At 50.1% G+C, this 14,305-nt stretch carries 8 protein-coding genes, 3 tRNA genes and 3 rRNA genes; 3 read left to right on the top strand and 11 right to left on the bottom strand.

Features of this window, described 5'->3' with window-relative positions; translation table 11 throughout:
• Positions 1-14 precede the first annotated feature (14 nt).
• Positions 15-1,247, bottom strand: coding sequence for an exonuclease SbcCD subunit D (locus ACSF8X_RS05570; RefSeq protein WP_500850879.1), 1,233 nt, complete (start codon positions 1,245-1,247; stop codon positions 15-17).
• A gap of 152 nt (positions 1,248-1,399) precedes the next feature.
• Between ACSF8X_RS05570 and rdgC the strand changes: the two genes are divergently transcribed.
• The 3 genes from rdgC to ACSF8X_RS05555 all read left to right on the top strand — a co-directional run bounded on the left by rdgC (position 1,400) and on the right by ACSF8X_RS05555 (position 4,197).
• On the top strand, positions 1,400-2,311 hold the full coding sequence (gene rdgC / locus ACSF8X_RS05565; protein ID WP_205626072.1) for a recombination-associated protein RdgC: 912 nt from the start codon (positions 1,400-1,402) through the stop codon (positions 2,309-2,311).
• A 232-nt stretch (positions 2,312-2,543) separates the two neighbouring features.
• Positions 2,544-3,941 carry a prephenate-dependent tRNA uridine(34) hydroxylase TrhP gene (trhP, locus tag ACSF8X_RS05560; protein WP_047878890.1) on the top strand — a complete coding sequence of 466 codons (1,398 nt, stop codon included), beginning with the start codon at positions 2,544-2,546 and terminating at the stop codon, positions 3,939-3,941.
• Between the two features lies 1 nt (position 3,942).
• Entirely contained in the window at positions 3,943-4,197 is a 255-nt protein-coding gene (locus ACSF8X_RS05555; protein ID WP_047878891.1) for a YfhL family 4Fe-4S dicluster ferredoxin, read from the top strand.
• 106 nt (positions 4,198-4,303) lie between these two features.
• Here ACSF8X_RS05555 and mepA read toward each other — a convergent pair whose 3' ends face one another.
• From mepA to ACSF8X_RS05505, 10 genes are all read right to left on the bottom strand, one after another.
• A complete protein-coding gene (gene mepA / locus ACSF8X_RS05550; RefSeq protein WP_500850878.1) occupies positions 4,304-5,161 on the bottom strand; it encodes a penicillin-insensitive murein endopeptidase in 858 nt (285 codons plus the stop codon).
• 102 nt (positions 5,162-5,263) lie between these two features.
• On the bottom strand, positions 5,264-6,244 hold the full coding sequence (locus ACSF8X_RS05545; RefSeq protein WP_047878893.1) for a sugar-binding transcriptional regulator: 981 nt from the start codon (positions 6,242-6,244) through the stop codon (positions 5,264-5,266).
• Positions 6,245-6,811: 567 nt separating this feature from the next.
• Positions 6,812-6,888 (bottom strand) — tRNA-Asp (locus tag ACSF8X_RS05540).
• Positions 6,889-6,953: 65 nt separating this feature from the next.
• Positions 6,954-7,069, bottom strand: a 5S ribosomal RNA gene (gene rrf / locus ACSF8X_RS05535).
• Between the two features lie 117 nt (positions 7,070-7,186).
• A 23S ribosomal RNA gene (locus tag ACSF8X_RS05530) occupies positions 7,187-10,077 on the bottom strand.
• Between the two features lie 294 nt (positions 10,078-10,371).
• Positions 10,372-10,447, bottom strand: a tRNA-Ala gene (locus ACSF8X_RS05525).
• A gap of 43 nt (positions 10,448-10,490) precedes the next feature.
• Positions 10,491-10,567, bottom strand: a tRNA-Ile gene (locus ACSF8X_RS05520).
• A gap of 74 nt (positions 10,568-10,641) precedes the next feature.
• Positions 10,642-12,186: ribosomal RNA gene (locus tag ACSF8X_RS05515) — 16S ribosomal RNA — on the bottom strand.
• Together the 16S, 23S and 5S rRNA genes with 3 tRNA genes alongside form the textbook arrangement of a ribosomal RNA operon.
• Before the next feature lie 364 nt (positions 12,187-12,550).
• On the bottom strand, positions 12,551-12,982 hold the full coding sequence (locus tag ACSF8X_RS05510; protein WP_500850877.1) for a type IV pilus modification PilV family protein: 432 nt from the start codon (positions 12,980-12,982) through the stop codon (positions 12,551-12,553).
• Positions 12,972-14,303 carry a hypothetical protein gene (locus ACSF8X_RS05505; protein WP_500850876.1) on the bottom strand — a complete coding sequence of 444 codons (1,332 nt, stop codon included), beginning with the start codon at positions 14,301-14,303 and terminating at the stop codon, positions 12,972-12,974. Before ACSF8X_RS05505 ends, ACSF8X_RS05510 begins: the two co-directional genes overlap by 11 nt.
• Positions 14,304-14,305 lie beyond the last annotated feature (2 nt).

Raw genomic sequence — 14,305 nt, 5'->3', positions numbered from 1 at the left:
TGTTATTATCTCTCTTAGTCTTGTTCTTCAACTTGCGTTAATAGGGTTTCAAAAGCGTCCACCATGGCTTGAGTCGGCTCACCATCGAATTTTTTATTCCAGCTCAAGGCAAACACCTGTTGCGGTGACACATCCGATAAACGGCGGTGTTGCAAGCTGTCTTGTTGCTCGCGCTGATGGTAATGCGGGGTAATTTTGGCTAGACGTACTGATTTACCCTCTAAGGCCTGCAGCACTTTTTCACGTAATAATGCCTGGGGCTTATCAAGCAGCACATGCACTTCTAAAAATGGCTGCTGCTCTCGTGGCAGTCCATCATCAGGCAAGGCTTTTAATGCCGCTAACACGTCATCCAGTGGCGCAGGTTTCGCTGGCACTTTGAGCATATCGACACTGCGAGGAATGCTGATTTCTTCAATGGCAGTGATCTCACGGCCCTCTAATTCTACGACCAGAACTTTATGAGAATAATTACGTTCAGACATTGATAGCGGAATGGGTGAGCCGCTATAACGTACATGCTCTTTCTTTGCCACTTTTTGCGCTAAATGCAGATGCCCAAGGGCGACATAACTGATGTCATCGGCAAAAATCGAAGCAGGGAGCGCATGCTGGTTACCCCCTAAGACGCGACGTTCCGACATTTCAGATAACTGCCCCGATGCCATGTAGGCGTGTCCCATACCGATCATCGCCTGTTCTGGCTTAAGTAATTTTCGAGCAGCCTGAGTCATTTCGCCGTACAACACATCGACGCCTTTGATCAGGCGATCATCGTCGTCATTCAAGCCTTCCGTACGCAAATCGGCACTGCGTAAAAACGGTACAGCCAATACATAAGCGGCTGTTTGTTGATCTTTATTGGTGATTGGCACCAACATGCGCTCAGTATCCAGCGCACCGTCTTCAAGGCGATGAATTCCACCGACCATGTGCAGGTCAAACGCTTTCAATAGTTCGTGCGGGGCATCCAATTTACTCGGCGAATCGTGGTTGCCACCGATCATCACCACATCCAATGTCGGCAGGCTTTTTGCCAATCTGGCGAGGAAACGGTAAAGCATCCGCCAAGCACTTGCTGGCGGGTTGGCCGTATCGAAAATATCACCCGCCACCAGCAGGGCATCGGCCTGTTCGGCCTCGAGCGTATCAGCCAACCAATCAAGAAATGCCTGATGCTCAAAATCGCGGTTGTAGCCATGCAGCTGGTGTCCCAGGTGCCAATCGGAGGTATGGAGGATCTTCATTGCAAATCACTATGCCGACTTAGAAAACTACTGCGATTGTACCGCACTTTGCCAAAGCCCCAACACGCGCTACAAGAAAACTTAGGACAAACGCCAGCCGATGAAATAAGATTGTCAGCCAAATGCACAACCTAGGATCTGTACCAGCCATGATGTGGTTTAAAAATATTCTTACCTATCGCTTCAGCCGCGAAATCGACCTCAATCCAGACCAACTGGAAAAGCAGCTAGAAGAGTTCCGCTTCACACCTTGCGGCAGTCAGGACGTGCAGAAGTTCGGCTGGGTTCACGCGCTTGGCAAACATGGCGATATGTATACCCACGTGGTCGGCGACAATATCCTGATCTGTGCCCGTAAAGAAGAGAAAATGGTGCCATCGTCGGTGATCAAAGAGTCAATGAACACCAAAGTCGAAGCAATGGAAACCGAGCAGGGTCGTAAGCTGAAGAAAAGCGAAAAAGACACCATCAAAGATGAAATCATGATGGATCTACTGCCGCGCGCCTTCAGCCGCCATCACCAGACCTATGCCCTGATCATGCCAAAACAAGGCTTCATTGTGGTAGATGCCGGTAGCTTCAAAAAAGCCGAGGATATGCTGGCCCTGCTGCGCAAATCCATGGGCAGCCTACCCGTGGTTCCGGTTACACCGGAAAAACCTGCTGAGCTAACAATGACCGAATGGGTCCGCTCAAACACCTCACCAAACGGTTTCACTATCGGCGAAGAAGCAGAGCTAAAAGCCATCTTGGAAGATGGCGGCGTGATCCGTTGCAAGCAGCAAGATCTCTCTAGTGATGAAATCATGGCCCACATTGAAGCTGACAAACTTGTGACCAAACTTGCCATCAACTGGCAGGATCGTATCGATTTCATGCTGGGCGATGACCTATCCGTCAAGCGCCTAAAGTTCTCTGACGACCTTAAAGATCAGAACGACGATATCGACCGCGAAGACATGGCCCAGCGTCTTGATGCCGATCTATCACTGATGGCCGGCGAGTTCTCTGCCTTCCTGCCAAATCTGTTCGAGGTACTTGGCGGACTGGAAGCTAAAGCATAACGTAAGATTGCCTGCCGGCACCAACTCGCCGGCCTTACACTGGCTCCCAAGCTATCACCAAACCGGCCTGTACCGTTGTACATGCCGGTTTTATTTTCCTCCGACCCAAAACCTATCATCTACCCTGTTATCATTGCCTTTGTGTGGCAGATCACAGTAAAATCGCGCCTCAACTCCGTATCCCCGTTGCGATACGGCCTGATTTGCAATCAGACACTGGAATATAAGAGCTATGTTTAAACCTGAATTGTTATCGCCTGCGGGCAGCCTTAAGAACATGCGCTACGCATTTGCCTACGGTGCAGATGCCGTTTACGCCGGCCAACCACGTTACAGCCTTCGCGTCCGTAACAACGAATTCAACCTCGACAACCTGAAAATCGGTATCGACGAAGCCCACGCGCTAGGCAAAAAGCTTTACGTGGTTTGTAACATTCAGCCGCATAACTCAAAACTGAAAACCTTCATTCGCGACCTTAAGCCTATCGTTGAAATGGGGCCTGACGCCCTGATCATGTCTGACCCTGGCCTGATCATGATGGTACGCGAAAACTTCCCAGAGATGCCAATCCACCTGTCGGTACAGGCGAACGCCGTAAACTGGGCAACCGTAAAATTCTGGGCTGCCAATGGCGTAGAGCGTGTAATCGTATCTCGCGAGCTGTCTCTGGAAGAAATCGAAGAGATCCGTGAGCACTGCCCTGACACAGAAATCGAAGTGTTCGTTCACGGCGCACTGTGCATGGCTTACTCTGGCCGCTGCCTACTGTCTGGTTACATCAACAAGCGTGACCCGAACCAAGGTACCTGCACCAATGCCTGCCGCTGGGAATACAAGGTCGAGAAAGGCACCGAGAATGACGCTGGCCAGATCGTTGAGGAGTTCAACCCGAACGAAGCTCAGGCTATCGAGGTACAAGACGAGCGCCCTGACAACACTATCGGCCTAGGCAAGCCAACCGATGAAGTGGTACTGCTAAGCGAAGCACACCGCCCTGAAGAAAAAATGGCCGCCTTCGAGGACGAGCACGGCACCTACATCATGAACTCAAAAGATCTGCGCGCTATCCAGCACGTTGAGCGTTTGACCAAGATGGGCGTACACTCGCTGAAAATCGAGGGTCGTACCAAATCATTCTACTACTGCGCTCGTACCGCACAGGTATACCGCAAGGCGATCGACGATGCCGTTGCCGGCAAGCCGTTTGACCCTAGCCTAATGGGTACACTGGAAAGCCTGGCGCACCGTGGCTACACCGAAGGCTTCCTTCGCCGCCATACCCATGATGCGTACCAGAACTACGACTACGGCTACTCTATTTCCGATGCCCAGCAATTTGTCGGCGAGTTCACCGGCAAGCGCCGTGGCGATCTGGCTGAAGTGGAAGTGAAGAACAAATTCGTAGTTGGCGACAGCCTAGAAGTGATGACTCCTAAAGGCAATGTGATCTTCACGCTGGAAACGATGGAAAACCGCAAGTCTGAAGTCATTGACGATGCAAAAGGCAACGGCCACTTCGTGTTCATCCCGGTCCCACAGGATATGGATTTGGACTTCGGTCTGCTGATGCGTAACCTAAACTCAGGTGAGAACACGCGCAACCCGCACGCGCCGAAAGACGGTCAATAATATGGCATTGCTTATTACCAGCAAGTGCATTAACTGTGATATGTGTGATCCCGAATGTCCGAACGAGGCGATCACCATGGGGGACGAGATCTACGAGATCAACCCTGACAAGTGCACCGAGTGCAAAGGGCATTACGACAAACCGACCTGCCAGTCGGTCTGCCCGATCACCAACTGCATTATCACTGACCCTGACAACATTGAAAGCGATGAAGAATTGCTCGAGAAGTTCGTCACTCTCCAAGGTCTGGTATAAACAGCAGGCCAATTGGGTTGATGCATAAGAAAAAAGCGCCTGATGGCGCTTTTTTTTCGAACTGCATTTTTAAAACGGTACATGATTTTCGCCCATTGGCGCTCTGTTAGCCGTCTTTTTTTCCGCTCCCTTCCAGCAATACCAAACATTGTGCGGGCGGTGGCGGCGGCACTTTCTTCTTCGCCTTCACGACTTTCTTTTTCGGCTTTTGCTCAGATTTAGGCTTGGGCTTCCAAGAAGCCAATTCAGCCCCACAGCCGTCTCCTTCTGGTGGTGCCGCCTGCTCTTTACAGCTGCTGTCCCCTTCCGGACAATTCAGACGAACATGGAAATGGTAATAATGCCCCCACCACGGGCGCACTTTCCGCAGCCAGTCGCGCTCTGTCCATTCGCGGGCACACAACTGTTCTTTTATCACAGGATGCACAAATATACGGGCTACGCGCTCATCGGCAGCAGCCAGTTGGATCATCAGCACCTGTGATTCCCCCCAGTTCTTCTTATTGATTTTGTACTGCTTCAGATGCACCATCGGCAACGGCTGCACATCAATCAACTCATCATCACTGAGCGGCTTATCTACCACCTTCAGCCAAATATCTGCATCCAAGCCGGTCTGATGACTGGCGTGCCCTGAAGAGAAACGGCCACCCCGTGGCATGGCAATGTCTCCCACCAATAACTGACCCAGTGCCAGTTTATTAGCCTTCTGCGACAGATCGGTCAGAAACTGGATCATATCCGGGTGACCATAATAACGCCCACGGTATGAACGCATCACCTGATAGCCATCACCGGCCAAAGGCAAACTCTGCGCTCCGGCCAAACAGCCGTTACTGTAACTGCCTATCGATTCTGAACTCCCCCGACTCGGGGCTTCGACAGATTCCCACGGGCTTGCCGTTACCGCCCCCGAACATAGCATTAGGGCTATGATTGCCATTCCCTCGATAACTCTCTTCATTTGATCCCCTTCCCTGTACCTTCCTTGATAATAGCAAGCAAAAAAAAGACTGCCCGCAGGCAGTCTGATCAACTTGGATCGCCACAATGAAATAGTGATCTGTTATTTCATTTGCTGATCCAAATTCAGGATCGTCAACGCATTACTGACACTGGTTGCCAATACATCCACAACTCCTGAGCGCAGTGCACCGAGCAATGCCAAGGCCTTGCTATTTTCAGCAGCTGTTACCACAACCGTTGGTATATGGCGCAGTTCCTCCATGCTCAAACCAATGACGCGATCACTCATCATGGTATCTGCACGATTCCCTTGGCTATCAAAAAAGTCATAACCGGCTATATCACCAACCACTCCTTTGCGAATACGCGCTTCAACAATTTCCTGCGGCGTAAACCAGCCAAGCTTCACCATATGGCTATTTTCATTCATATCCCCGACGCCTACCAAAGCAATATCCGCCCGTCGAGCCCGATCAAGGGTTTCCTTGACCGTACCATTTTTCATGAATGATTCTTTAACATTGATATCTTCAACATAGGCTGGCGCATAAAGGGTCTCACTGATCCCATCATATTTTTTGGCAAGCTGGCGGCAAATATGATCGGCATTGATCGCATTACCTGAACGGTGGGTACCCCCGATCCCGCATACAAAGCGGCATCGTCGATGCGGGACGACCCCAACATGATTGGCAATCGATGCAATATTGCGCCCCTGCCCTACGGTCACCACCATGTCATCGGTCAGAATTGAAGACAAGTAACTGGAAAGCAAACTGGCTACCTGTTGACGCTGGCTTTCATCATCCGGCTGATCTAGAGCGATTAACGCACGTTTCAAGTTGAAGCGCTCAATAAGTTGCTGCTCAAGTTTTTCACTAAATACCGGATGGTACTTCACCGTAATTTCAACAACGCCCTCATCACGGGCCCGGCGCAGCAATCGACCCACTTTGGCACGTGACATCCCGAACGTTTTTGATATCTCTTCCTGAGTCGCCCCATCCTGATAATAGGCAATGGCGATCTCTGTCAGCTGATCACTATCAACATGGGTGTTGTCATTATTAGCGGTCGTCATAACCATTCCTTGTATCAAGCGTAATTTCAATCTGTTAGAGACTCTAGTTTACCTGCAATCTCTTTTTCCGGCGAGTACCCAGCACCAGTGACTTGTACAGCATTACATCAAAATTACACCATAAAGATGAACACCTTAGAAAACTCACTTGCAGACTTGGGATGTCAAAATCAACACATTGATATTTATAATAATTTATCTGCGTACAGCTTTTTGACTACTATAATCAAAAAGCTTATAGAGCTGTACACCTTACTATAATCATATCAATCCGATAGTTGGTATAACCAAAATACAGACGCAAAAAAGCCCCGCTATTTCTAGCGGGGCTTTCAAAGAAGTGGCGGAGTGGCTGGGCTTGCACACAAGCGGGACTCATTCGCCTGTAAGGCGAACATAGTCTACAGATGTAAAAAAGCCCCAGTCTTTCGACTGAGGCTTAGTATAAGTGGCGGAACGGCCGGGGTCGCGTACGACTGGGACTCAAGCCGAAGGCTCGTGAGAGTCCATCCAAAATACAACAAACGATAAAAAGCCCCGCTATTTCTAGCGAGGCTTCTTAATAAGTGGCGGAGCGGACGGGACTCGAACCCGCGACCCCCGGCGTGACAGGCCGGTATTCTAACCAACTGAACTACCGCTCCACACGGTGACAGAGATTTCTCTCTATCCGATACCTGTCGTTCAGAACAAGTATCTAATGTTTGAAGCCTGGCGATGTCCTACTCTCACATGGGGAGGCCCCACACTACCATCGGCGCTGTTACGTTTCACTGCTGAGTTCGGCATGGGATCAGGTGGGTCCATAACGCTATGGTCGCCAAGCAAATTCGTTTATCTGCCGCCTCTCGGCCGCAAATAGCAATCTGGGAAAGTTAACTAGTTATCTCAAGCACTGCATTCAAGTGCTCATGGAGTCCGATAAAACCCCTTGGGTGTTGTATGGTTAAGCCTCACGGGCAATTAGTACAGGTTAGCTCAACGCCTCACAGCGCTTACACACCCTGCCTATCTACGTCGTAGTCTCCAACAACCCTTCAGGATACTTAAAGTATCAGGGATGACTCATCTTGAGGCTCGCTTCCCGCTTAGATGCTTTCAGCGGTTATCGATTCCGAACTTAGCTACCGGGCAATGCGTCTGGCGACACAACCCGAACACCAGAGGTTCGTCCACTCCGGTCCTCTCGTACTAGGAGCAGCCCCTCTCAATCATCCAGCGCCCACGGCAGATAGGGACCGAACTGTCTCACGACGTTCTAAACCCAGCTCGCGTACCACTTTAAATGGCGAACAGCCATACCCTTGGGACCGACTTCAGCCCCAGGATGTGATGAGCCGACATCGAGGTGCCAAACACCGCCGTCGATATGAACTCTTGGGCGGTATCAGCCTGTTATCCCCGGAGTACCTTTTATCCGTTGAGCGATGGCCCTTCCATACAGAACCACCGGATCACTATGACCTGCTTTCGCACCTGCTCGAACCGTCATTCTCGCAGTCAAGCGGGCTTATGCCATTGCACTAACCTCACGATGTCCGACCGTGATTAGCCCACCTTCGTGCTCCTCCGTTACTCTTTGGGAGGAGACCGCCCCAGTCAAACTACCCACCAGGCACTGTCCGTACCCCCGATAAGGGGGCGACGTTAGAACATCAACACTACAAGGGTGGTATTTCAAGGACGGCTCCACAGATACTGGCGTACCTGCTTCGAAGCCTCCCACCTATCCTACACATGTAGGGTCAATGTTCAGTGCCAAGCTGTAGTAAAGGTTCACGGGGTCTTTCCGTCTAGCCGCGGGTACGCAGCATCTTCACTGCGATTTCAATTTCACTGAGTCTCGGGTGGAGACAGCGTGGCCATCATTACGCCATTCGTGCAGGTCGGAACTTACCCGACAAGGAATTTCGCTACCTTAGGACCGTTATAGTTACGGCCGCCGTTTACCGGGGCTTCGATCAAGAGCTTCGCTTGCGCTAACCCCATCAATTAACCTTCCGGCACCGGGCAGGCGTCACACCGTATACGTCATCTTTCGATTTTGCACAGTGCTGTGTTTTTAATAAACAGTTGCAGCCACCTGGTATCTGCGACTTCCGATAGCTCCATCCGCGAGGGACTTCACCGTCAGAAGCGTACCTTCTCCCGAAGTTACGGTACCATTTTGCCTAGTTCCTTCACCCGAGTTCTCTCAAGCGCCTTGGTATTCTCTACCCGACCACCTGTGTCGGTTTGGGGTACGATTCCTTGCTATCTGAAGCTTAGAGGCTTTTCCCGGAAGCATGGCATCAATGACTTCACCGCCGTAGCGGCTCGACGTCGTATCTCAGCCTTGAGATGGTCCGGATTTGCCTAAACCATCAGCCTACATACTTGAACCTGGACAACCGTCGCCAGGCCCACCTAGCCTTCTCCGTCCCCCCATCGCAATAGCAAGAAGTACGGGAATATTAACCCGTTTCCCATCGACTACGCCTTTCGGCCTCGCCTTAGGGGTCGACTCACCCTGCCCCGATTAACGTTGGACAGGAACCCTTGGTCTTCCGGCGAGGAGGTTTTTCACCCCCTTTGTCGTTACTCATGTCAGCATTCGCACTTCTGATACCTCCAGCGCCCCTTACAGGACACCTTCAGCGGCTTACAGAACGCTCCCCTACCCAATGTGAACAAGTCACATTGCCGCAGCTTCGGTGTATCGCTTAGCCCCGTTAAATCTTCCGCGCAGGCCGACTCGACCAGTGAGCTATTACGCTTTCTTTAAATGATGGCTGCTTCTAAGCCAACATCCTGGCTGTCTGAGCCTTCCCACATCGTTTCCCACTTAGCGATAACTTTGGGACCTTAGCTGGCGGTCTGGGTTGTTTCCCTCTCCACGACGGACGTTAGCACCCGCCGTGTGTCTCCCGGATAGTACTTACTGGTATTCGGAGTTTGCAAAGGGTTGGTAAGTCGGGATGACCCCCTAGCCTTAACAGTGCTCTACCCCCAGTAGTATTCGTCCGAGGCGCTACCTAAATAGCTTTCGGGGAGAACCAGCTATCTCCGAGTTTGATTGGCCTTTCACCCCTAGCCACAAGTCATCCGCTAATTTTTCAACATTAGTCGGTTCGGTCCTCCAGTAAGTGTTACCTCACCTTCAACCTGCCCATGGCTAGATCACTCGGTTTCGGGTCTAATCCTAGCAACTGAACGCCCAGTTAAGACTCGGTTTCCCTACGGCTCCCCTATACGGTTAACCTTGCTACTAAAATTAAGTCGCTGACCCATTATACAAAAGGTACGCAGTCACAGGACGAAGCCTGCTCCTACTGCTTGTACGTACACGGTTTCAGGTTCTATTTCACTCCCCTCACAGGGGTTCTTTTCGCCTTTCCCTCACGGTACTGGTTCACTATCGGTCAGTCAGGAGTATTTAGCCTTGGAGGATGGTCCCCCCATGTTCAGACAGGATAACACGTGTCCCGTCCTACTCGATTTCACTGTAAAGGCACCGTCGGCTACGGGGCTGTCACCCTGTATCGCCACGCTTTCCAGCGTGTTCGCCTAGTGCCAATTCAACTTAAGGGCTAATCCGGTTTCGCTCGCCGCTACTGCCGGAATCTCGGTTGATTTCTTTTCCTCGGGGTACTTAGATGTTTCAGTTCCCCCGGTTCGCCTCACAATGCTATGTATTCACATTGAGATAACTGCTTATGCAGCTGGGTTTCCCCATTCGGAAATCCAAGACTCGAGTGGCTCTTACTGCCTCGTCTTGGCTTATCGCAAGTTAGTACGTCCTTCATCGCCTCTGACTGCCCAGGCATCCACCGTGTACGCTTAGTCACTTAACCATACAACCCCAAGAGGTTTCGTATGTTCAAACAACCAAGGTTGTCTATCTGAGTTGTGATAGACGTTGTTTTGCCGGACTTCTCTTCTTTTATTCCACTTTTTTAAAAAGCGGAGACAAAAGCCAAGACACTTGAATGTGTGTTGCTTGAGAACTCGTTCCTACTCGTTAGAGTAGAAACTATAAATCAATCGTTCGATTGAATTTACTAGTCAGCTTTCCAGATTGTTAAAGAACATGTGTTTCTATTGAAAGATCCACTTTCTAACCACACTCAGCGAGTGCATTTAGAAAGTGGTGGAGCTATGCGGGATCGAACCGCAGACCTCCTGCGTGCAAGGCAGGCGCTCTCCCAGCTGAGCTATAACCCCAACGTTCGAAAGACTTCTCACTCACTTTCTCCGGGAGAGAAAGTGGTGGGTCTGAGTGGACTTGAACCACCGACCTCACCCTTATCAGGGGTGCGCTCTAACCACCTGAGCTACAGACCCAAGTCTTTCACGTTCTTCTACATTTTAACCAGGCAATCTGTGTGGACACTGCGTCAAAAGCGCAGTCATATCGTTAAGGAGGTGATCCAGCCCCAGGTTCCCCTAGGGCTACCTTGTTACGACTTCACCCCAGTCATGAACCACACCGTGGTAAACGCCCTCCCGAAGGTTAAGCTATCTACTTCTGGTGCAGCCCACTCCCATGGTGTGACGGGCGGTGTGTACAAGGCCCGGGAACGTATTCACCGTGGCATTCTGATCCACGATTACTAGCGATTCCGACTTCATGGAGTCGAGTTGCAGACTCCAATCCGGACTACGACGTACTTTGTGGGATTCGCTCACCATCGCTGGTTGGCCGCCCTCTGTATACGCCATTGTAGCACGTGTGTAGCCCTACTCGTAAGGGCCATGATGACTTGACGTCGTCCCCACCTTCCTCCGGTTTATCACCGGCAGTCTCCCTGGAGTTCCCGCCATTACGCGCTGGCAAACAAGGATAGGGGTTGCGCTCGTTGCGGGACTTAACCCAACATTTCACAACACGAGCTGACGACAGCCATGCAGCACCTGTCTCAGAGTTCCCGAAGGCACCAAAGCATCTCTGCTAAGTTCTCTGGATGTCAAGAGTAGGTAAGGTTCTTCGCGTTGCATCGAATTAAACCACATGCTCCACCGCTTGTGCGGGCCCCCGTCAATTCATTTGAGTTTTAATCTTGCGACCGTACTCCCCAGGCGGTCTACTTAACGCGTTAGCTCCGAAAGCCACTCCTCAAGGGAACAGCCTCCAAGTAGACATCGTTTACGGCGTGGACTACCAGGGTATCTAATCCTGTTTGCTCCCCACGCTTTCGCATCTGAGCGTCAGTCTTTGTCCAGGGGGCCGCCTTCGCCACCGGTATTCCTTCAGATCTCTACGCATTTCACCGCTACACCTGAAATTCTACCCCCCTCTACAAGACTCTAGCCTGCCAGTTCCAAATGCTATTCCGAGGTTGAGCCCCGGGCTTTCACATCTGGCTTAACAAGCCGCCTGCATGCGCTTTACGCCCAGTAATTCCGATTAACGCTCGCACCCTCCGTATTACCGCGGCTGCTGGCACGGAGTTAGCCGGTGCTTCTTCTGTAGGTAACGTCAAACAATGCCGCTATTAACGACACTGCCTTCCTCCCTACTGAAAGTGCTTTACAACCCGAAGGCCTTCTTCACACACGCGGCATGGCTGCATCAGGGTTTCCCCCATTGTGCAATATTCCCCACTGCTGCCTCCCGTAGGAGTCTGGACCGTGTCTCAGTTCCAGTGTGGCTGATCATCCTCTCAGACCAGCTAGGGATCGTCGCCTAGGTGAGCCGTTACCCCACCTACTAGCTAATCCCACCTGGGCCAATCTTGGCGCGAGAGGCCCGAAGGTCCCCCTCTTTGGTCCGTAGACGTTATGCGGTATTAGCCATCGTTTCCAATGGTTATCCCCCACACCAAGGCATGTTCCCAGGCATTACTCACCCGTCCGCCGCTCGTCATCTCCAAAAGCAAGCTTTTGGAATGTTACCGCTCGACTTGCATGTGTTAGGCCTGCCGCCAGCGTTCAATCTGAGCCATGATCAAACTCTTCAATTAAAGTTTTTGTGTTTCCGAAGAAACGGCTCAGTGATTACTGATTTTCTTGTTTCCACTTTTTATAAAAAAGCAGAACCAAAAAAGAATTGACTGTGGATACTAAAAGTATCAATGGTCACTCAGCTCACTGATTTAAATCTTTTGACTAAATCTTTTCACGAGTGCCCACACAGATTACATGGTCAAATTGTTAAAGAACAAACTGACTTATCGGTACCGGCAATGCCGTTGTCCGTGTCAGTGAGGTCGCATTATAGGGTGGGATTTATGAAGGGCAAGAAAAAAAACAACAAAACAAACCAAACGAACAAAAAGCACACAGCAATACAACTTACTGTGTGCTCTATAATCAAAATTATTATTTCTATTTCAGAAGCGGGCTCTGATTCGAATGGCCGGAATAGAGTGTTACCGTACCCTTTTCACCACTCCTATCAATCCATTGCACCGCAACTTGCAAACGCTTAAAGAGAATAGCACCCGCCAAGTCTTTTTTGGGGGTTCCCACAACACTGACTGTTCCTGTCATCTTGCCAAAACCAATCTGACAGGTTTCCAGATTGGCTAATGTCAGCGCTTTCATTGTTCCATTGCAATTAACTGTCGCCCCTACATTTTGCCAGAGCATCACTTGCTGCTCAGCAAGCTGCATCGCTTGGTACTGTAACGCAGCTTGTTCTCTTTTTACCTCTACATATGCCTGCATTCGCATCACTGCAGCAAACGACACTGAAATCAACAGTAAGGATACCAACACCTCTATCAGGCTAAAGCCACGGCCTCGCTTAGAAATCATGCCAGCTCCCATTCAATATTTTTACTTGAGGAAATAAAGGAGTACCAGGCATCGCCTTACCTTTTGAGTATCCCGGCTGGAACGCACCAAACACATGCGAGTCACGATTGGGTGAATCCAAATTAAACGCTCCCTGGGTCTGGAAAGTACCGTGGAAATAAAAAGGAACATTTGCCAAATCAACATTCCGGCCCGCCATATATACATCAAGCTTTGAGTTCGCCCATGCTGCCTTCAGTTGCTCGTTAGTCATCGCTACGTCCAACATATACAGGTTACCGTGAAACGAGGTCGGTACAGAGGTATGTATGAAGCCATCTTTAACCACAACTGTCACACCCGCTGTATCTGGCGCAGTTTGTTCGTACTTCATGCCCGAAAGATCACAACTTCCCTCAACCCAGATGTACTCAATTTTCTTCTTCTCTTCGCCCGGCTTTAAGGCTTTATTGGCATCGATAATCTTTTGAATTTTTGTGCCACAGTCTACGACTTTCGGAAACGTGACAGATTTTGTAATCGGTGTGCCATCAGTGCCATGACCAACCACAATATCTTGCGTTACCATCGTAGGTGTTAAGAACTCCTGGAATTTCTCTTTTGCCTTCGCCCACTCCTCGCGCGGGATCCCAAAGTTCTCTTCGAACAGATCCATGTCCTTTACGTTTTCGGCTATATCTAATTTGTAATCCGCCCGACTTTTTGGCGATTGAGTTAAATGGCTACTGTTACACTTAATGACATTGCCATCCTCCCCTTTCTTAGGCTGCCCATTTTGATCAAGAGGATGTCGGACAACCAGATCAGCATTATCCTGCAGAGTAAACGTTCCCCCCGTACGAATGGCGCTGCAGTTGTAGCCCGTACCGACTTTGTCTCCTTCATACGGGTCGATTGTCTGCGAGACATTAAAAACAAGATTACCCGTTGAAGAAATAGCCGCCGTGGGGCCTGACAAGCCGTAATTCGACAGAATCACCTTAGATACAGCCTGGCCTTCGGAAACAAGATCAGCGACTATAGATCTCAGTTCATAGTTATTAACATCAATCTGCTCTAGCTCAATTTTAGCTTTGCTACAACTAGAGAAGTCGTGTGCCGCTGCCAAATCTCCAGAAGATAAAACAATTTCTTTCGCACATTGAAGCTCGGCATCCGCCCTTGTTTTCAATTCTTTGGTTACGACCGCATTTTGTGTCTTTTTGGCATTAAAGGTTTCAACCGCCAATACACCAAATACATACAAAGCCATCAATAACGCTAATACAGCTGTTATTAGTAATGTAGAAATTCCTTGTTGGAGATTTCGGTGCACTCTCATTT

The sequence above is a fragment of the Photobacterium panuliri genome (assembly GCF_059920555.1).
The sequence above is the reverse complement of the archived record's forward strand: the minus strand, read 5'-3'. Positions and strand labels throughout refer to the sequence as shown.